The following is a 19,769-nucleotide window of genomic DNA, read 5'->3' on the forward strand; positions in this document are numbered from 1 at the left end:
GCGCGGCGGCGGGTCGACCCCGCCGTTCGGGTCGTCGGAGACTACTTGTCGAGCAGCTTGGTGATCGGCTTGTAGATGAGGAACGTGACGACCGCGTGGATCGCGAACTTGAGCAGGTTGAACGGCAGCAGGATCGGCACGATCATGGCGGCGACCTGCGCGACGGTCATGTGCGCGTAGATCGGGGTGATGACGAGGTTGCCGCCGATGGCCGCGGCGAGCGCCACGAGTGCGCCGACGACGATGCCGATGACCGCGCCCTTGCGCGTGCGGTCGCGGCGGTAGATGAACGCGGCCGGCAGCGACAGGGCGAGCGCGACGAGGATCGCCATGAGCGCGCCCCACGGGTCGGTGAACGCGTGCGGCACGAAGCCGAGCACGGAGACGATGGCGGCGGCGGCCGGGCCGAACGCGAAGCCCGCGATGAGGCTCACGATGCCGGACGGATCGTACTTGAGGTACGGCGCGGCCGGGAAGATCGGCAGTTCGATGAAGCTGGTGACGATCGCGAGCGCCACGAACAGCGCGTACACGGCGATGCGGCGCGTGGACCAGCGGCCCGAATCGGCGACGCCCGTGGCGTGCGAGCCGGTGGCGTGATCGACGGCGGCGCCGGAAAGCTTGGACTGGATATGGTTATCAGAAGATACGCTCATGCTGAGCCCCTCGTTTCTTCCATCCGGACTATGACCGTTGGCCCCGGATTCACACCGGGTCGGCCGCCATTGCAGGCGGTTCGCGGGCTTCCCGACGCCTCCCGTTATGAATCCCGGGGGCCGGGTTACCGCCAGTAAGGATTTTCACCTTCCCTGAAACTGACAGGAACCATGTGTACACGCGCACCCGGATTTCACATCACGCCGTTTCACCATATGAGAAATCCCGGATGGCAGGCCGGACGTGCCGCCGGTCCGGTGCGACACGCCGGGTGCGCCGTCCGTGCAACCTTTCCCCGGCCGTCTGCGAATAATCCCGTAGAAGACGAGAGCCGACGAACCGGGAGGGGGACGACATGACGGACGACATGCGCCTGATCAGACGCGTCGTACGCCATGGATCCCGCCGCGCCGCCGACGCGCTGGTCCGCGCGCACTACGACGCGCTGTTCGCGTTCGTCTGGCGCCAGACCGGCGACCGACAGGAGGCGATGAACCTCACGCAGGAGTCGTTCATCGCGATGCTCGGGGCGCTCGACACATACGACCCGGCGCGGGGCGCGTTCACGACGTGGCTGTACCGCATCGCCGCCCACAAGGTGATCGACGCGCGCCGGCGCACGGGCGCGCGCCCCGCCACGGCCCCGCTGCCGGACGGCGTGTACGTCGCCGGTGGTCCCGGTCCGTTCCCGGCGGAGCCCGCCGACGGCGTGTTCGACGCGCCACCCGACATCCGTGACGTGCGACTGCCCGACCCCGCTGACCTCGCCGCCGACCGCGACCTGCTCGCGCGCATCGAGGACCGCGTGCGCGACTTCGACCCGACGATCCAGGAGACGTTCCGCCTCCATCTGTACGCCGGGCGCACCTTCGCCGACATCGCCGAAGCGACCGGCGAACCCGCGTCGACCGTCAAGGCGCGGTGGTTCCGTCTGATGACCGTCATTCGAAAGGAGTTCGGCGATGAACGACACGACGCATGATTCCGCCCGGAGCGGAGGGACGGAACGCCGGCCGACCCTCCGGCGCTGCGCCCGTGATGGCACTCGACTCATCCGATTCGACCGGGACGACCGATTCGACCGGGACGCATCGCGGGTCGTCTGGCCCGATCCCGTGCCGTACCCTACCTCGGCCGAACGCGACCGGAGCGTCGCGACGGTGCTCGACGCAGCGATGCCCCGACGCGCCGGACTGCTGGCGAGCGCGGTCGACGTCGTGCGCGCGCTCGGCGTGCGTGGCCTGTTCTTCGGCGTCGCCGACTGCGTGTTCCTGGGGCTCGTCATCACCCTGGTCGTGTGGGCGCCGCTGTTCGCCGCGGTGCTGTCCGCCCCGGCCGACGGGTTCGGCCCGACCTTCGTAATGTCGCGCGCCGCGTCTGCCGTCTCCGTCGCGGCGTGGACACGGCCCGGACGACTGCTCGTGCCGCTGTTCGTCGCCGCGCCGATGCTCTACGAATCGGTCGCGGTCCTGACGATGCTGCGCGAACGCGAGGCCCGCATGATCGAACTGCTGCGCACCTGCCGCTGGTCGTTCCGCCGACTCACCGCGGTGCGCATGCTCGTGCTCGGCACCCTGTCGACCGTGGTGTGCGTCGCATTCGGCGCATGCGTCGCGCTCGCCGGCATCCACCTCGATCCGGTGACGACGCTCGGCGTGTCGTTCGCGTCCCTGTTCCTGTTCGCCCTGGCCCAGCTCGGCGCGGACCGATACGTGCGCTGGCCGTTCTCGGCCGCGGTCGTCCCGGTCGTCTGGCTCGCGGTCGGCGGCGCGCTCTGGCGGTTCCGCGACCTCGTGACGCCGTGGTTGCTCCGTCTGCCCCCGGCGGTCTGTCTGGCCGCGGGGCTCGCCCTCGCCCTAGCCTACGGACTCGCATTGGACGCGCGCTGCCGCGGGCGGGAGACGCGGGACGTGCCTCTGCCCCGCCCGTCGGCCGCACGCCCGGCCCGCGCGATATGAGACGGAACACGAAACGAAAGGAACCATCATGCTGACCGTGGAGCACGTGACCAAGACCCTGTCCGGACGCACGATCCTGCGCGACGTGAACCTCACGTTCGACCGTGGCGTGTACGGACTGCTCGCCCCGAACGGCGCCGGCAAGACCACGCTGATCCGTCTGCTCGCCACGCTGCTGTTCCCCGACTCCGGCACGATCCGGCTCGACGGCGAGGACATCACGGCGATGGGGGAACGCTACCGGGCCCGCCTCGGCTACCTGCCGCAGGATTTCGGCTACTATCCCGGCTACACGCCGCGCCGCTTCCTGCGCTACCTCGCCGCGCTGCAGGGCCTGACGCGCACCCGCGCCGACGAACGCATCGACACGCTGCTGGATATGGTCGGACTCGCCGACGTGGCCGACCGGAGGCTGCGCACCTTCTCCGGCGGCATGATCCAACGCGTCGGCATCGCGCAGGCGCTCATCAACGACCCCGACCTGCTCGTCCTCGACGAGCCGACAGTCGGCCTCGATCCCAGGGAACGCGTGCGGTTCCGCAACATCATCCACGAACTGGCCTCGACCTGCATCGTCATCCTCTCCACGCACATCGTCTCCGATCTGGAGACCATCGCCGATCGTATCGTCATGCTCAGGGACGGGACCGTGCTGCGCGACGACACGCCCGCCGCGATCCGCGCCGAACTCGATGGGCGGATCTGGCAGGTGCCCGTGTCAACGCCGCTCGACGCCGGTCGGACACTGCTGGGGGAGGTGCAGGTCGGCGGCGAGACCCGTCTGCGCATCCACTGCGCGGCCCGGCCCGGGCTTGCCCCGTCGGATGCCGGACTGCCGCCCGACGCAGTCCCCGTCCCGCCCAGTCTGGAGGACGCGTTCCTCCTCGCCTACGGGGACTGACAATGGGACGTCATTCCGCTTGCCGGCCCCGTCGCGGCGAGGGGCGCGCCGTCCGTCCCGACCGCGTCATGCGCGCGGTGTTCGCCGCCGAGCTCGGCAAGGTGCTGCGCGCGCCCGCGATATGGGGGTTCCTCGCCGCATGTCTGTGCCTCAACGCCGCCTGCTCCGCGATCGCCGCGCGCGACCACGGCGCGGCCGTCGACTACGTCTCTCACGTGGCGGCCGAGTCCGGAACGTCGATGGACGCCGGGTTCCTGCGCCGCATTGGGCGTCTGCCCGAAAGCCCGGCACGCGACGACCTCCTCGCGCAGGTCGGATCGGTGATCGGCGGCGTCGTGGACGCGACCTCGGCCGGGAACGAGGATGCGTCCGGCGCATCCGCCTCGGCCGGCGGGCCCGCACGCCCGTCGACCGCGATGTCGGCCTACGACGGCGAGGCGGTCGGCGAACGGTACGCCGCGCTGCTGCATGAGTTCCGCCAGGACGCGCTCGTCGCGCCGATGCGCGCGAAATACCGGCTCGTCGGCGACCGCGCCGCTCACCTCGCGCGAGAACGCGCTGACCTCGACCTCTACGCGGCCGGCCTGACGATGACCGTCCACGACGACCTGTTCGGCGGCGTCGACGGACTGCTGTCGCGCATCGTCCTCGAATCATGGGCGTTCGGCGCGTTCGCGGCGCTGCACCTGCTCGGCTGCGAACGTCGCCACCGCACGGCGCCGCTGGTCGACGCAAGCCTTGTCGGCAGACGACTGACGGCGATCAAGATCGCGGCCGCGACGCTCGTTGCGCTCGGCGGGTTCACGCTGTTGACGGCCGGCTCGCTCGCCGCGCATCTGGCGATGACCGATCTGTCCGGCATCCTCGGCTCGAGCGTGAGTTCGGCGTTCAATGCCATCGCCTCGCCGTGGGGATCGCAACCGTTCATCACGTGGGCCGACTTCACGCTCGGCGGCTACCTCGCCGCGCAGGTCACCCTGTCGCTCGCGCTCGTCCTCGTCGTCGCGCTCGCGGCCTGCGCGCTCGGCGTGCTATGCCCAGACGCGTACGCGGCCGTGGGTCTGCTCGCCGTCGGCGGACTGGTCCCGTATGCCGCGCTGACGGTGTGCGAGGACCGGCACTGGTGGATCGCCTACCAGCTGCTGAGCGCGCATCCCGCGTACGCGCTCGCCAATCAGAGCCAGTGGTTCACCGACATGTCCTACGACGCGGTCGTTCCGTGGCAGGAGACGTGGTCCGTCGCGGTCGGACTGGCCGTCGCCGTCGTCGCGTTGACGGTGGCCGTGCGCCGCCGGGGGAGGATCGACCTGCCGTGAACCGGACGGGCACGATCCGTGAAACAACGCGTGGAACACACGTGGAACATGTCGTGAAACATGATGTCGGACGGGATGAACGGTCCATTCGGCCGGAAGATCCCAGAGGTATCTCGACGGCCGCGCCGCCGCATCGGAGCCGTCGGTCCGGACTTGGCGCCATGCCGCCGGCCATGCCCGATACCCGCCGTACAGCCGCACAGGAAAGGAACCCGGAAGCGATGACGACCCTCCTCGTATTCGCGCACGAGATGCGCAAGATCTGGCGCCCCACGACGCTGCTCCTCCTGGCCGTCGTCGGTCTCGCCTGCGGCATCCCCCTGCTGCAGGGGAGCGTCGACAGCCTCAACGCGCACGGCAACGTCACCACGCGCGACGAGATCGCGCTGATCCGCGCCTACGGCCCAGTCATCGACGAGGACGCGCTCGCCGGCATGCGGCGCGACCTGCCACGTCTCGAGCGCGCACTCGCCGCCGACATCGCCCGCGACAAGCGCTCCGCGACATACGGCGTCACCGACTACGCGTCGTTCAACGCCGTCAATACGCGCATGTCGCGTGACTGGAACGCCGCCGCGGAACGGAAGGATCCGGACACGACGGTCTACAAGCGATGGTTCGACTATGCCGCCGACATCGGCGACCTCGACAGCTACCACGCGGTCGACGTACGGCGGACGTACCTGCGGGCGGGCATCCCCTCCGCCTTCGATCTCAAGGCGAACACGCTCGGAATGCTCGACATGATGGGCGACGCCGAAAGCGGCAGTCCCGCCTCCTACCGGCGTTACGTGCATGACGCCCGGCTGCCGGAGCGGATGCAGCGCCGGCTCGACGAACTCGATGCCCAACGCGGGCGCACCGGCTATCTGGCGACCGCATGGGGCGCGTATTACGAGACGATGGGACTGATGGGCATCATGTTCGCATGGATGCTTGCCGCCTCGCTGGCGCTCACCCTGCCGCTGCCCGTCCGCGACCGCGCGCGGCGCATGCGCGCCCTGCAGTGGGCGAGCCGTACCGGCCGCGGCGTGCAGCGCGTGCAGATGTCGGCCGTCGCGGCGAGCTCCCTGATCGTCTCGCTCGCGACGACCGCGCTGTTCGCCGCCCTATGGCTGCCGCACGTATGGCCGTATCTCGCGACCCCGGTATTTGGCGCCATGTCGGTGCTGCCGTGGTTCGACCTGACATCCGGCCGGTACCTGCTCGCCGTCGCCGCGCTCGCCGTCGTGCTGTGCGTCGCGTCCACGATGCTGATCGTGTGGTTCATACGATGCTTCGACGGCATCATCCGCGTCCTGCTGGCCGCGGTCCCGCTGGCCGTCGCGCTCGCCGCGGTCGTGATCCGGCTGGTCCTGTACCGCACGTTCCTGTTCGACAACCGGATGTCGATCGCCCTCGATCTGCCCGGTACGGAGATTGTCCTCGCGGCGCTCGGCGCGTTGTCCGCGACGGCGCTGTGGGCGGTCGCGAACCGCCGCATCCGCCACGCCGAACTGACGCGCGATTGAGATCGGGGTCCGATACCTGGTCCGCCTCGTCGGCGGAGCCGGGCCACGAACCCCGATCGACTCACTGATTCACCTGTGGATGAACAGGCCTCCGTCGCCCCAGGCCCACTGGCCCTGACCGGCGCCGATCTGGAAGTGCAGCTTGGCGATGCCGAGGTCGTTCAGGGCCCAGTGTTCGTCGCCCGCGGACGGGTCGATGTGCGCGGCGGCTGTATCGGCGTCCGCGTCGTACGAGAACGTGACCGGCTGGCGGTTCATCGCGCTCGGCGCCTTCATCGCCGCCTCGACGCCCGCGCGGAACCACTCCGGCGCGGCCGCGCGCTCGTCGTCGGTCATGCCGGCGGTGAACTCCTCGTACGACTTGGTCGGACGGTGCGTGCGCTGGACTTCGACCAGCTCGTCGTAGCTCTCCTGCAGACGCTCCAGATGATGCTCCGGGTGTCCGATGACGACGCCCAGATAGAGCTCCTCGTCGCGCCTGACGTGGCAGTGCCGCGCCGCCTCGGCGCGATCCCAGGAGCCGGCCACCCACAGCGTGCCGAGACCACGCAGCGTCGCCGCCAGCACGACGCGCTCCGCATAGAAGCCGGCGCGCTCTTTGGCCTCGTCGTCGTCCTTCGGACCCACGATCGCCAGATAGTTCGCCGCGTTCTTGAGGTGCCCGGACGCGTTCGCCTCCGCGAACACCTGAGGCCGGTCGCGCACCAGCTGGATGTGCAGTCCTGAGAGCAGGTTGATCGGGTCGAGCGTCATCTCGAGCTGTCGCGCCGCATCGTCGTCGATGGGATCGGAATCGTAGGAACGGATCGCGGTGCGGATGTTCACCGCGTCAATCAGTTGCGTATGTTCAGCCATACCCGCCATTATCGCACCAAAGCAGGGGAAACGGCCGAGGACGATCGGTCGCAGGCCGGCGATCCGATGATTCCGACGGTCAGATGCAACCGAGCGCCGGCCGGAGATGGCTACGGCAAGACGCAACCGAGCGTGGGGCGGACTTCCCCTGTTCGCGACCGTAGGCTTGGCCGAGCGGCCTGGAGCGTGTCGCGAACAGGGGAAGTCCGTCCCACGCGGTCGCCTGCACATACCCGCGCCCACGCGGTCGCCTGCACGCATCGTCTACGCGGCGCACGGCCGACGACATAGCCGACGACCCTGCAAACGTAGTCACAACACGTGGAACAAATCCCGCTTCATGGGATATCTCGGCGTAGGATGCTTGATAACGAACATCTCACGACATGAGAGGAGAGGTCAACGATGATTGAAACCGCACAGGCGTTCGGCGTGGACATCGGCGGCTCCGGCATCAAGGCGGCGCCCGTCAACCTGGAGAAGGGCGAGTTCGCCGAGCCCAGGCTCAAGATCCTGACCCCGGAGGTCTCCACTCCCGAGGCCGTCGCCGCCATCGTCAAGCAGCAGCTCGACCACTTCGAGGTCCCGGAGAGCGCCCCCGTCGGCATCGCCTTCCCGGCCCCGATCAAGCCCGGCCAGAAGCTCGACTTCATGGCCAACCTCGACCAGTCCTGGATCGGCGTGGACGTCACCGCCGTGTTCTCCGAGGCGTGCGGCCGCCCGGTCACCGTCGTCAACGACGCCGACGCCGCCGGTCTCGCCGAGCAGCAGTTCGGCGCCGCCAAGGGCAAGGAGGGGCTGGTCATCGCCACGACCCTCGGCACCGGCATCGGCACCGCCCTGATCATGGACGGCGTGCTGGTCCCGAACACCGAGCTCGGCCACCTGATCCTCGACGAGAAGCACCCGGACGCCGAGAAGTACGCGTCCAGCGCGATCTGCGAGAACGAGGACCTCGGCTACAAGAAGTGGGCCAAGCGCCTGACCAAGTACTACGGCCTCATGGAGAAGTACTTCAACCCGGATCTGTTCGTCATCGGCGGCGGCGTGAGCCGCAAGGCGGACAAGTTCATCCCGTTCATCGACGTGAAGACCCCGATCGTGCCCGCCGCCCTGCGCAACGAGGCCGGCATCGTCGGAGCCGCCTACTACGCCAGCACCAAGCAGCGCTGACGTCATCGAAGCCGGCCGCCCGGGGTAGAACCGCTCCCCGGGCGGCCTTTTCATGCGCACGATGCGAGATACAGTGGACCCTATGACCGTTCATTTCTCCTCCCGCGTGGATATCTCCGACCCCAATCCGATCGCCGCCGCCGAGGCCAGGGTCAGGGCCGCCGGCGTCGCGCTCGGCAAACTCAACGACTCCAATCCGACCCGTCACGGGCTCGCCCCGGCGCAGGTGCCGGGCGTGTACACCGCCGAACCGCGCGGCCCCCGCACAGCGCGCGAGGCGCTGGCGCGCTACCTCAACGACGTGGGCCGGTTCGCGGTGGACGAGGCCGCCCATGACGGCAGACCGTCCGCCCCGACCGTCGACCCGGACTCGCTCTATCTGCTCAGCTCCACGTCCGAAGCGTACTCGTGGCTCATCAAGCTGCTGTGCGACGCCGGCGACGCCGTGCTCGCCCCCAAGCCCGGCTATCCGCTCATCGAATCGATCGCGCGGCTCGAATGCGTCGACACGATCGAATACCAGCTGCAGTTCGACGGCTCCTGGTTCATCGACACCGCCGCCATCGAACAGCTGCTCTACTCCGAGGAGGGCGAGCGCATCCGCGCGCTCGTGCTCATCAACCCGAACAACCCCACCGGCTCGTACGTCAAGCCCGAGGAGCGCGCGACGCTGGTCGACCTGTGCCGCGAGCGCGGCGTCGCGATCATCGCCGACGAGGTGTTCTACGACTACTCGCTCGAGCCGTTCGACGGCAACGCGCGGCTCGCGGGGGAGCGCGGCGTGCTCACGTTCGCGCTCGACGGCTTCTCCAAGATGCTCGCCGCCCCGCACGCCAAGGTCGGCTGGATCCGCGTGTCCGGCCCGGAGAACGACGTGTTCGAGGCGCAGCGCCGGCTCGACGTCATCGCCGACGACTACCTGCCGATGAGCGACATCATCGCCGCGCAGCTGCCGTCGCTGCTGAGCGTGGCGCCGCGTCAGGTCGTGCGCGTGCGCGACCGCGTGCACGGCAACCTCGCCACGCTGCACGCGATGCTGGAGCGCGACGAGCACGGGCTCGTCGACGTGCTGCGCGCCGAGGGCGGCTGGAACGTGCTGCTGCGCGTGCCAAGCGTCATCGACGAGAACGAGCTCGTGCTGCGCATGATCGAGACGCATGGCCTGACCGGCCAGCCCGGCTACTTCTTCGACATGACGTCGAACGGGTATCTCGCGATCTCGCTGCTGCCCGAGCCGGACGAGTTCCGCCGCAACGTGCAGGCCGTGCTCGACACGGTCGCCGCGATGCTCGCCTGACGGCTCAGTCCGTCGCCTTCGACTCCTCGTATTTGCGGCGGATGAGGTCCATGTAGAACGCGACCGCGTCCGCCGGGGAGCCGTCGAAGACGACGGCTCCCGCGTCGAGCACCAGCGTGCGGTCGATCGCGTACTCCGGGCGGACGATCATGTCGGTGTCGTGCGTGGCGACGATGACCTGCTTGTCGTAGGTGAACAGCGCCTCGGCCACGTGTCGCGTGCCGATCTCGTCCAGCCCCTTCGACGGCTCGTCGGCCACGATCGCCGACGGGTCGAACGCGAGCGCCGCCGCGATGGCGAGCAGGTGGCGCTTCTCCGAGTCGAGCTCGGCGGCCTTGGCCTGGCGGATCTGCTGCAGGCCGAAGTGCGCGAACAGGTTGCCGATGCGCGCGCTGCGCTCGGCATCGGCTATCTTGTGCCTCTTGAGCGACTCGTCGACCGCCTTGACGATGTTCTCGGCGCGGTAGAACGAATTCGGGATCTCCTCGCGGCGCACCTTGCCGACCCATTCGTCGACGGTCCTGAGGTCCTTCTTCGATGACGTGTCGAGCGTGATCCCGGCCCCGCAGAGCGTGACCGATCCGGCCGTCGGTCTGAGCGAGCCGTCGAGCAGCCCCAGCAGCGTCGACTTGCCCGAGCCGTTGAGCCCGATGATCGCGACGCGCTTCTCGGTGATCGTCAGATCCGCGGGCGCGAACCCCACGTGCCCGTCGTCGTACGTGTGCCCGGCGCCCGCGAGCGCGAACGTGACCGACGCCGGCTTCGGCGTCGCCTTGCGAGAAAAGAAAAAGCCCATGGCACCCACTGTAGTAAGTGCCATGGGCCATGCCGCGCTTCGGCTCGAAGGCGTCAGGCGAAGTAGAAGCCCTTGAAGTCGTAGTGGTAGACGCGGTAGATGTAGCCGGTCGAGAGCTTCATCCTGTACTGCGCCTGCAGGTTGCCGTCGTCGTCGTACACGCCGAAGACGCCCTGCATGCCGGTGTCCACGAGGTTGACGGAGTCGGTGATCTCCTGCGAGGAGCTCACGTACGGGGAGTACGGCACGTCGAAGCTCTGCACCTCGGTGTAGGTGCCGGCCTTCTCGTCGACCAGGTACTTGCGGAACTGCGAGTTCGAGTCCTTGTCCTTCGAGCTCTGCGCGGTGGAGATGCCCTTGATCGTCGTCCAGTCGAAGTCGGGGCGGGTCATCGCGTAGCCGAAGTTGTTGTCGAACATGTAGATGTAGTACTGGCCGTCGGGCAGGGACGGGTCCTCCTCGTAGGTGATCGAGTGCTGGCCGCCGGTGTCGCCGAAGTCGCCCACCTTGGTCAGGAACGACTTCTGGTACGAGGTGCCGTCCCACACGGTCGGCTCGCCGATCATGTAGTCGAGCTTCGGGGTGCCCTCGATGTCGTCGACCTTGATGATCGTGGAGGTCTCGCGCGCGGAGAACAGCGCGGAGCCGTCGGGCAGCAGCTGGATCGTGTTGAAGTGGATCCAGTCCCAGCGGTTCTTGGCCGTCGGGTCGGACTCGTCGATGCCGGAGTGGTCGGTGGAGGCCTTGTAGTCCGGGAACATCTCGCCGAAGTCGATGAGCTGCGTGACCTTGCCGGTGGTGGTGTCCACCTTGATGACCTGGTCCTGCACCGCGTGGTCGGAGCGCGTCAGATCGGTCGCCAGCGACACGATGTTGCCGTCGGAGTCGAGCGCGTAGTCGTGGTGGAGGATGAACCGGTCGCCCAGGTTGATGATCTTGACGAGCTTGCCGAGGCGGTTCATGCCGACGAAGTGCTTCGTCGAGGCGGAGAACCACATGAGGCCGTCGTCGTCGAACAGCAGGCGGTGGGAGCGGTAGTACATGACCGGCACCTCGCCGCGCACGACGCCGTTGACGTCGTAGTAGAACATGAAGTCCTGCTCGTTGGAGTCGTTGCCGAGGATGGCGTACAGGCCGTCGCCGAGCGCCTGCGTGGCGGTGTCGGTCGGGTCGACGGTCTGCTCGAGGCGGACCTCCTCCTCGCCGGAGGAGCCCGGCGCCCTTGTGGGTGATCTCCTTGGTCGCGACGGTGTCGCCGTTCTCGTCCTTGAGCGTGAGCGTGATGGTGTTGTTCACCTCGGGGATGAGGCCCAGCACGAGGAACTCGTGCGTCTTGGAGTAGTCGTCGCCCTGCTCGGCGGTGGCGGAGAAGTCCGGATATCCGTCGGCGTGGACGGTGTAGGAGACGTCGGTGGCCTCGTCCGTGGTGAAGTAGACGTACAGCGACGTGGTGTTCGTGCCGTACGGGTTCTCCTTGACGAACGGATCGTCGAGTGTGGCCGCCGCCTTGTCGCGTTCGGCGGTGAGCTGATCGTCGGCCATCTGCTGGTAGTCGGTGGTGTACACGTTCGCGATGCGCGCGTTGAGACGCTCGACGCGACGTTGCTTGATCGACGCGTTGACGTTGTCCTGCGTGAACAGGCACAGTCCCAGCGCGATGGCGAGCGTGACGGCCGCGGCCGCGATGCGTACGACGATGTGTTTGGTTGCGGTGCGCTTCATGAAATGGTTTCGACTTTCGTTACGGGGAAGGTACGAATGTTATCGATTTGTGTAGAACCACTTCATAGTATGCGCCCACCCTTGGAATTCTTGGGGTTTCGCTGGGCGCACAGGCCGTGTCCGCTGGATGTTCGCTGGGAGCGCGTCTATGCCAGGAACCAGGAGGCCACGTCGTGGAACATCCTCGGGTCGCCCGCGATCATCGCGTCCTGACGGCCGATCGTGAAGCAGGCGAGCAGGCCGACGAGCAGCGAGAACATGAGCAGCGCCGCCACCGCCAGCCGTGCCAGGGCGCGCACGCGGGCCCGGCCCGGACGGGCCGCGTCGCCGCTGCCGCCCGTCGCGCGCAGCAGCCCCGGCAGCGCCGCCAGCGCGAACAGCCACCCGAAGTCGCACATGTACCGCCAGCCGAGCCCGGCGTTCGCCGTGTCGAACACGACCAGCGCCAGGGCGAGCGCGAGCGCGCCGAGAAGGAACGGCGTGCGCGACGGCACGGGGCCGTGGATGCGCCGCCGTCCGGTGAGGAACGGCAGCGCGAACGCGGACAGCAGCAGCGGGCACATCGCGAACAGGCCGCCGACCATCGGTTCGGTGTACGACCACGAGGACAGCGGCGTCGGGGAGAGCGACAGCCAGGGGAACGAGCCCATGAACCGCAGCGGCAGGAACAGGTAGTAGCCGATCATCGCCGGCATGTCGGCGAGCGGCTCGCGGAATCGCGTCATGTCCGTGACGGTCATCTGGTAGGCGGTGCCGAAGTCGAACGGCGAGCCGAAGCGTGCATGGTTGTACGCCATGAGCGGCACGAGCGGCACGAGCGCGGCCGCGACCACCACCCCCGGCGCACGCAGCGCCTTGCGCCACGGCACCTGACCGGCGGCGAGCCCCGCGGCGAGCGCGCGGATCTGCGGCCAGAACAGCGGGAAGCCGAGCAGCGCGGCCAGACAGAACGTGGGGCGGCACCCGAAGTTCGCCGCGATGCACAGCGCGCCCAGAGCGAGGCGTGGCAGGGAGAGCGCCGGCGCCGATCCCACCTGCCATCGGTCGGCCGGGTTGAGCGGGCGTTTGGCGGTCTGCGCGCCGACCCACAGCCATAGTCCCAGCGTCGTGAGCGCGAGCGAGGCGGCGAACGGCACCGAATAGAAATTCGTGCGGTAGAACAGGTAGCCGTAGTTCGCGGCCAGCGGCACGAAGGCCATCGCGATCAGCGCGGCCGCCACCGACGCGCGCGGGGCGAGCCGTTTGACCAGGCGCACCACCAGCAGCCAGGTGCACAGCAGCGCGAGGAACATGAGCAGATGCATCGCCGCGCCGCTCGGCAGCATCCGGCCGGTCACCAGCCGGTAGGGAACGAAGACGGCCACCGCCGGCAGCACGCCGAAGTACGTGTACCAGTGCCCGCCGTACAGCGCGTGATCCCAGTAGATCGGGGTCACACCGTCGGCGAGCAGCCGTTCGCGCGTCGTCACGTCGTATGGGTTGGCCGCCGACGCGAGCTCCCGCGGCACGTCGAGGTCGAGCCACGCATGCCCCTCGAGCAGCGAGTCGGCCAGCCGCCCGTACTGTTCGAAGTCGTAGGTGTACCCGCCCGCCGTGTGGAAGACCAGCGGCCCCGCGTAGATCACCTGCCATGCGATGTTCGTCGCCGCGAACACGGCGAACGGCGCGAGCAGCGCGACGAACCCCCATCGCTGCGCGCGGCTCGACGGGTCCAGCTCGATCCGCCACAGCCTCGACCACGGCCCCAGCGCGGCGGCCAGCAGCAGCGCGCCCGCCATCAGCGCGACGCGCAGCGGATCGAACGAGAACGGGACGCGCACGTTCGCGCGCACCGCCTCGATCGGCACGACCGACCCCTTCGCCTCCTCGATCCACACGCGCAGCGTGCCCGCGCCGTGCACGGGCAGGAACAGCGATCGCGCGGACAGCGGCGAGACCGTGCGCGAGGCCGCCTCGTCGCCGTCGACCGAGGGCCGCAGATGGATGACGCGCAGCGAATCCTGCTTCGGCGTCAACGTGTCGATGCGTGCGAAGCCGGAGGTGCCGTCCGCCTCGACCTCGAGCCACGCGCCGGTCGGATCGGTGATGCGCAGCTGACCCGTGTCCGTGCGCGTCAGGCCCGGTCCCAGCGTGTTCTCGTATGCGGCCGAATCCATGCTCGCGCCGAGCGTGCGCCAGAACGGCAGGTTGAAGGCGACGCATTCGAGCAGCAGGACGGCCAGCACCGCGGCCAGCACGGCCGCGACCGCGCGACGATGGCGGCCCAGGGCGTGCGAGAGACGGGGGAGGGGGCGGGAGAGATGAGACACCCCATCATTCTATAGGCAGTTATTCTCTAGGCGTCACGCCCGCCCCCCATGTCTGGTTGCGTTGAAAGAATGTGAGGCATGTCAACACGCAAGCCGCATCACAGTCTCCCGTTCGCGCCGATCCCGGAACCGTTCAAAGGCGCGATGGGCCGGGCGTTGCGGTTCGCGTCGCGCCTGACGCGCTCCGGCCGCGGCGCCGTGGAGTCGGCCATGGAATCGGTCGACCCGTTCGGCGCCACCCTCGACAAGGTCGCCGCCGAGGCGATGAACAGGGCCGCCTCCGACACCTCCGACACGGGCCGCGGCCCCACGCCCGACGAGATCGACGTGGCGCGCGAGCTCGCCGACCATTCGCGCCGGCTCGGCCCCCTCGTCAAGCGCCGTCTGCTCGACTTCGAGGACGTGCCCGGCAAGCTCACGCTCGGTTGGGCGCAGCTGTCCGGCCCGGGCCTGTCCGGCGACGGCTTCTCGCTCGGCGTCTTCGCCGACAAAGACCACTTCTCGCAGATCGCGTACGCGGACGGCAAGGGTCGCGTGTTCGTCGGGCCGCAGATCGGCATGGACGTGCAGACCATGGAGCCGCGCTTCATGTTCACCAGGGAGCCTCGCGGAGCCGCCGCCGGGGCCCGGACCGACGGCGGTCCGGCGGCGTCGGACGGCGGGCGCGCGATCGGCGGCGGCATCGTCGGACGTGACTCCAACGGCCGCATGACCTGGCTCGCCGCATGGAGCCGCACGCCGGGGCGCGACGGCCGGTACCGCCTCGAGCAGATGCGCTACGCCCTGCCGCGCGAGATGCGCGAGGACCTCGAATACCGCGACGCCGTCGCCATCGGCTTCTTCGCCGCGTACATGCTGCCGCAGATGAGCGGCCTCATGATCGGCTTCGGCGCCGGCAACATCTTCCGCCGCCTCAACCGCGAGGCGCCGATGGGCGCGATCCGCCGCTCCGTGCGCGACATGCTCGCCGTGCGCGCCCACGGCATGCGCGTCTCCGGACTCGAGGACCACTTCGCCGAGCTCATGCACGAGGCCGGCGCGCTCGACGACGCCCCCGGCCTCGAGGCCGTGCACGGCGCCGAACCACTGCACCTGTACACTTCCAGCTACTCCGGCTCCTACTTCTTCAACTGGGACTCCTCGCTCGTGCTCGCCCCGGCGCTGCGCGCGCTCGCCATCGAGGGCAACCTCAACCGCTTCGCCCAGGTGAGCGCCTGGCTGGAGCGCAACACGCGCCTCGGACTGCAGCCCACCGAGGAGACCGTCACGCGCGCGCAGGCCGCCACCATCGACCTGAAGCTGCTCGACGACCCGGCCCTGATCGCGCTCGGCGGCGGCGAGGCCAGCGACGGCGCGGTCGCCCCCGGCGTGGACGGCGACGCGAACTCGATGCTCGCGCTCATCGAACAGGCCCGCCGCATCGTGCGCGAGATCGGCGCGAAGGCGGGGGAGGGCGGCGACACCGGCTCCGAGTGGGCGTACCGCCAGAGCATGGCGCTGCTCGTGCGCAAGCTGCGTCTGCCGTACCGCTTCGACGTGGAGATCCGCTCCAACCTCGCCGCCGGACGCGTGGCCGTCGGCTTCACCACCGCCGGCGTCTCGATGATGCCGGCCAGCCGGTACGACGAGGCCGCGCACCGCTGGGTCAAGCTCTCCGATCGCGCCCGCGCCGAGATGAGCGCCGACTACAACCTGCGCGTCGGCCTGATCATGGCCGCGCTGAGCTTCGCCGCGAGCGACCGCGTGCGCGAGGTGTCGCTGCACGTCGACTCGCTCGGCCTCGAGGAGGCGCTCGCCGAGCAGGACTCCGCCATCGAGGAGATGATGAGCGAGGCGCTCAGCGCGTTCGAACGCATGCACACCGGCAACATGGGCGCGGTCCACGGCGGCAAGGCCGAGCCGAAGGACGGCGACTTCCACGGCGATCCGGCCCGCACGCCCTCGCCGTCGCGTCCGATCGACACGTCGGCGCCGGGATCGTCCGACGAGGCGTCCGCCGTCGAGGGCGAGGACGACGACGCGCTCGACCGCCGCTTCGAGGACCTGATGAAGGGCGTCGACATCGACATCGACGAGACCGCGTTCGCCTCGCCGTCGTCCGCCGCCGAGGAAGGGGCCACGGGCGACGACGCCGGCGACATGGCCGATGACGAGTTCGGCGCGAACGGCCTCGTCCCGGGCGCCGTCGGCGATGCGGACGCCGATGACGCCGGCCGCACCCCGTCCGACGACCCGATGAGCGTGCTCAAGCGCAACCCCACCGTGCGCAACCTCGCCACCGTCACCTTCACGCGCGAGGCCTTCCTCGCCCACGTCGCGCAGGACTCGCTCGACCACCCGATGGACACGTACCGCATGTTCGACGCGGTGATGGACGTCGACGGCGGTGCGCTCAAGCCCGTCAGCGCCGGATTCGACCTGCGCGACCCGAGGTTCGCCCCGGCCGGCGCGCAGGAGGAGCCGGAGATGTCCGACCGCGTTTTCACCGGCGCCGCCGCGCGCGTGCTCGGCACCACACGGGCGTCCGGCCTGTCCATCCAGCGCGTCGACCTCATGCAGCACGCCGACGCCGACTTCCATCGGCTCGCCTCCGACGACTCCATGCCGTCCGTGGCCAAGGCGCAGGAGGCGATGCGCATCGTCGAGATGATCGGCGACCCCGAGCTCACGGAGCAGGCGCCGCTCGTGACCAGCGCGCTGATCGACGGGCGAGACACCCCGTCCGTGGCGCTGCGCATGGCCGACGACCTCGACAAGGAGCGGCTCAAGGCCCGCGACCTGCTGTTCAACGGACAGGTCGATCAGGCGTTCGAGACCGCCGAGGCGGCGATCGGCCGCATCGACGCGCTGTACGCGAAGGGCGACGGCGTACCGCGCTACTTCAACTCGTACGCCGAGCGCGTGATCTACAACCGCCTGTTCGCCACGTCCGGCGAGCGCACGGTGCTCATCCCGGACAACCTCTTCTACGCGCACATGGAGCTCTCGGACGTGCTCGCCCAGGTCAAGGGCGCCTCGCACTCGCTCAAGCACCTCAACGCGATGGTGGCCTACGCGCCCGCCTACCCGTTGACGCACCTGAAGCTCGCCGTGCAGCTGGCGCGCAACGAGGACTGGGATTCCGCGCGCGCCGCGTGCCTCAACGCCCTCAACGTCGCGCTCGACCGCGACGACGCCGCGTTCGCCTACTACCGTCTCGCCTACGACGAGTGGATGCAGGATCATTTCGACGTGGCCGCCGCCGCGTACATCCTGAGTGACCACATCGCTCCCGGGCAGATCCCCGCGCTGGAGGGCGAGCTGCAGGAGCTCGTCGCACGCGCCGACTCTCAGTGCATCCGCGTGCCGGAGAACGTGGCCGACGCGTCCGCGGTGCTCGCCGCGCACGACCTGCCGGTCTGGCCGAACACCGAGGTGGCGCGCATCGTGCGCGACGCCGCGCGCCTGACGGTCGACGAGGGCCTGTTCGTGCCCGCCCGCACGCTCTCCGTCGCCGCCGCCCGCATGGTCGACGACGACAACAGCGGCATCGACGTCGTCCAGGCCCAGTTCATCCGCTCCCTGACCGCCTGATCGGCTGACCATCTGACCACCGGGTCGTCTGGCCATCTGACCGTCCGGCCATCTGACCGTCTGGCCATCTGACCGTCCGACCATCTGACCGTCCGACCGTCTGACCGTCTGGTCGTCTGACCGTCTGGTCGTCTGACCGTCCGACCATCTGATTGTCTGGCCGTCTGATTGTCTGGCCGTCTGATTGTCTGGCCTATCGGTCGGTCAGACGGCCTCGCTTCGTCGATCGGGCGATCGGTCCCGTCTTTTTCGTCTTGTTCCCGGGGAGACGACGCGGGTGTCCTCGTACCCGTCATCGCTTTTGCCCCACTCCCGTGGGATGACGGCCGAAAACGGTCTTATCGGCCCCGTCGTTCCACTTCCTGCGCGCAGAGAACGGTTCTCAATAACGAACGTGTGAGCCTCGACACCACGTCAATCGCACGTGCAAAGTCCCCGGATCGGCCGTATTCCGCCGTTCCGGGGACTTGCCGTTTTGTGCGTTCGTGTGCGCAAGGCACGCATGTTCGTTATTGAGAACCGTTCTCTGCGCGGTCCGACGACGGCAGGACCCGCGCGACCGCTATCGGGAACCGTTCTCCGCGCCGAGCCAGGTGCGGCAGAACGCCGCCAGATACCGTTGCCGCATCACGATTGTCCGAGCCATCACCATGAACGTCCGTCTCGCCTCCACGGTGCGGAAGTTGTCCGCGGTGACATAGACGATCACCCAGCCGCGCGCCTGCAGCCGGTTCAGCCTCGCCGCATCGCTCAGCATCTGATCCGGCCCGCCGTGGTAGTACCCCTGATACTCGAAGGCGACCTTGCAATCGGGATATGCCATGTCCAGCAAGACGTATGAGTCGCCCATTTCGACCCTGTAATTCGGCGTGGGACGCCCCACCCCGGTGTCGGCCAGCGCGCCGAACAGTTGCGTCTCCGGCGGGGAGTCGGTGTTCTCCACGATGTACGGCAACGCGGCCAGACACTTCTTCCGTCCGATGAACCGCGCGCTGGCGTCCACGTATCCCTTCAGCTCGTCGAGGGTGGCGACCTTGCGGCGTGTGTCGCGGCTCAGCATCGCCGCTCCGATCGCCGCGAGATCCTCCACACCGCAATGGGGCGCCATCTGCGCCCATGTCATGGCCGGCGACGACACCCAGAACGATTCGTAGGATTCCTTGCGATACTCCTCTGCGCCGCGGAAGACGTGGAAGACGACGCCTTTGACCCGTCTGCGCATGCCCGCCTCGGAGACGACGGCGTGAACCGAGCTTGCGTCCAGCGAACAATCGCGGGGAACCGGCGCGCCCCAGTACCGCACCGCGTTGAGATAACCGATGTGCAACGGTGCGTGCGTTCGACGGGCCGCCGCGTTGCAGCGTTCGCGCTCCATCCTTCTGTCGGCGACGATGCCTTCACGTATGAATGATCCCATGCGTCGACCGTAGACGACGCTTCGGCTGCGTCGCAATGTGCGCATGGAATGAGCGGTCCGTGGTTGATGGACCGGTGGATAAGGCGGATTCCCGTCCGCCGTGTCGGACCATCGGGGCGACGAGACCGGTATCCGAAAGCCGGGGACGATTCGGGATGGAATCGGCCCGCCCCAAGTCGGAGATGATTTCCGCAGACGGCGTTGAACTTAATCGACGTACGGACTGTCGGCAGATTCGACGTCTCCCATTACGCCCCGCAGACCGCGAAAATCACCTCATCCGG

13 protein-coding genes, 1 pseudogene and 1 riboswitch are annotated in these 19,769 nt (G+C 68.7%); of the genes and pseudogenes, 8 read left to right on the forward strand and 6 right to left on the reverse strand.

Translation table 11 applies throughout. From position 1 onward, the window contains the following. Positions 1-41: 41 nt before the first annotated feature. Positions 42-656: an ECF transporter S component gene (locus JS528_RS05785; protein ID WP_214358149.1), complete on the reverse strand. Its 615-nt coding sequence runs from the start codon at positions 654-656 to the stop codon at positions 42-44. A gap of 7 nt (positions 657-663) precedes the next feature. Next, positions 664-821, reverse strand: a riboswitch (FMN riboswitch). A 191-nt stretch (positions 822-1,012) separates the two neighbouring features. Between JS528_RS05785 and JS528_RS05790 the strand changes: the two genes are divergently transcribed. From JS528_RS05790 to JS528_RS05810, 5 genes are all read left to right on the forward strand, one after another. Continuing rightward, the gene (locus JS528_RS05790; RefSeq protein WP_214358150.1) at positions 1,013-1,639 is read left to right on the forward strand and encodes an RNA polymerase sigma factor; all 627 of its coding nucleotides are present in this window, start codon (positions 1,013-1,015) and stop codon (positions 1,637-1,639) included. 178 nt (positions 1,640-1,817) lie between these two features. Next, positions 1,818-2,615: a hypothetical protein gene (locus tag JS528_RS05795; RefSeq protein WP_214358151.1), complete on the forward strand. Its 798-nt coding sequence runs from the start codon at positions 1,818-1,820 to the stop codon at positions 2,613-2,615. A gap of 28 nt (positions 2,616-2,643) precedes the next feature. Then, on the forward strand, positions 2,644-3,516 hold the full coding sequence (locus JS528_RS05800; RefSeq protein WP_214358152.1) for an ABC transporter ATP-binding protein: 873 nt from the start codon (positions 2,644-2,646) through the stop codon (positions 3,514-3,516). A gap of 2 nt (positions 3,517-3,518) precedes the next feature. Continuing rightward, positions 3,519-4,832 (forward strand): hypothetical protein, encoded by a 1,314-nt coding sequence (locus JS528_RS05805; RefSeq protein WP_214358153.1) that lies wholly within the window; start codon positions 3,519-3,521, stop codon positions 4,830-4,832. Positions 4,833-5,053: 221 nt separating this feature from the next. Continuing rightward, positions 5,054-6,343 (forward strand): hypothetical protein, encoded by a 1,290-nt coding sequence (locus JS528_RS05810; RefSeq protein WP_214358154.1) that lies wholly within the window; start codon positions 5,054-5,056, stop codon positions 6,341-6,343. A 69-nt stretch (positions 6,344-6,412) separates the two neighbouring features. Here the strand turns inward: JS528_RS05810 and JS528_RS05815 are convergent, their stop codons facing one another. Then, positions 6,413-7,198 carry a nitroreductase family protein gene (locus JS528_RS05815; RefSeq protein ID WP_214358155.1) on the reverse strand — a complete coding sequence of 262 codons (786 nt, stop codon included), beginning with the start codon at positions 7,196-7,198 and terminating at the stop codon, positions 6,413-6,415. Between the two features lie 405 nt (positions 7,199-7,603). On the opposite strand from JS528_RS05815, the gene ppgK reads away from it, so the two are divergent. Together ppgK and JS528_RS05825 are read left to right on the forward strand one after the other, a co-directional pair. Beyond that, a complete protein-coding gene (gene ppgK / locus JS528_RS05820) occupies positions 7,604-8,371 on the forward strand; it encodes a polyphosphate--glucose phosphotransferase (RefSeq protein ID WP_214358156.1) in 768 nt (255 codons plus the stop codon). 82 nt (positions 8,372-8,453) lie between these two features. Further along, complete coding sequence (locus JS528_RS05825; RefSeq protein WP_214358157.1) at positions 8,454-9,668, forward strand: pyridoxal phosphate-dependent aminotransferase; 1,215 nt, start codon at positions 8,454-8,456, stop codon at positions 9,666-9,668. Positions 9,669-9,672: 4 nt separating this feature from the next. Here the strand turns inward: JS528_RS05825 and JS528_RS05830 are convergent, their stop codons facing one another. The 3 genes and pseudogenes from JS528_RS05830 to JS528_RS05840 form a co-directional block, all read right to left on the reverse strand. Further along, positions 9,673-10,464 carry an ATP-binding cassette domain-containing protein gene (locus JS528_RS05830; protein ID WP_214358158.1) on the reverse strand — a complete coding sequence of 264 codons (792 nt, stop codon included), beginning with the start codon at positions 10,462-10,464 and terminating at the stop codon, positions 9,673-9,675. A 53-nt stretch (positions 10,465-10,517) separates the two neighbouring features. Next, positions 10,518-12,186 (reverse strand): annotated as a pseudogene (locus JS528_RS11785) (aryl-sulfate sulfotransferase). 146 nt (positions 12,187-12,332) lie between these two features. After that, on the reverse strand, positions 12,333-14,495 hold the full coding sequence (locus JS528_RS05840; protein ID WP_214358159.1) for a hypothetical protein: 2,163 nt from the start codon (positions 14,493-14,495) through the stop codon (positions 12,333-12,335). A gap of 78 nt (positions 14,496-14,573) precedes the next feature. Between JS528_RS05840 and JS528_RS05845 the strand changes: the two genes are divergently transcribed. Next, positions 14,574-18,068 (forward strand): tetratricopeptide repeat protein, encoded by a 3,495-nt coding sequence (locus JS528_RS05845; protein ID WP_420838196.1) that lies wholly within the window; start codon positions 14,574-14,576, stop codon positions 18,066-18,068. 562 nt (positions 18,069-18,630) lie between these two features. On the opposite strand, the gene JS528_RS05850 is transcribed toward JS528_RS05845, so the two are convergent. Continuing rightward, complete coding sequence (locus JS528_RS05850) at positions 18,631-19,473, reverse strand: hypothetical protein (protein ID WP_214358284.1); 843 nt, start codon at positions 19,471-19,473, stop codon at positions 18,631-18,633. Positions 19,474-19,769 lie beyond the last annotated feature (296 nt).

The organism is Bifidobacterium santillanense, from assembly GCF_018555385.1.
In the GTDB taxonomy this organism is placed as follows: Bacteria; Actinomycetota; Actinomycetes; order Actinomycetales; family Bifidobacteriaceae; genus Bifidobacterium; species Bifidobacterium santillanense.

Excerpts from the sequence above, each read along its gene's own strand:
- JS528_RS05790 (WP_214358150.1), top strand. The coding sequence starts at position 1,013 with ATGACGGACGACATGCGCCTGATCAGACGCGTCGTACGCCATGGATCC.
- JS528_RS05785 (WP_214358149.1), bottom strand. The coding sequence starts at position 656 with ATGAGCGTATCTTCTGATAACCATATCCAGTCCAAGCTTTCCGGCGCC.
- JS528_RS05800 (WP_214358152.1), top strand. The coding sequence starts at position 2,644 with ATGCTGACCGTGGAGCACGTGACCAAGACCCTGTCCGGACGCACGATC.
- JS528_RS05815 (WP_214358155.1), bottom strand. The coding sequence starts at position 7,198 with ATGGCTGAACATACGCAACTGATTGACGCGGTGAACATCCGCACCGCG.
- ppgK (WP_214358156.1), top strand. The coding sequence starts at position 7,604 with ATGATTGAAACCGCACAGGCGTTCGGCGTGGACATCGGCGGCTCCGGC.
- JS528_RS05810 (WP_214358154.1), top strand. The coding sequence starts at position 5,054 with ATGACGACCCTCCTCGTATTCGCGCACGAGATGCGCAAGATCTGGCGC.
- JS528_RS05825 (WP_214358157.1), top strand. The coding sequence starts at position 8,454 with ATGACCGTTCATTTCTCCTCCCGCGTGGATATCTCCGACCCCAATCCG.
- JS528_RS05805 (WP_214358153.1), top strand. The coding sequence starts at position 3,519 with ATGGGACGTCATTCCGCTTGCCGGCCCCGTCGCGGCGAGGGGCGCGCC.
- JS528_RS05845 (WP_420838196.1), top strand. The coding sequence starts at position 14,574 with ATGTCAACACGCAAGCCGCATCACAGTCTCCCGTTCGCGCCGATCCCG.
- JS528_RS05830 (WP_214358158.1), bottom strand. The coding sequence starts at position 10,464 with ATGGGCTTTTTCTTTTCTCGCAAGGCGACGCCGAAGCCGGCGTCGGTC.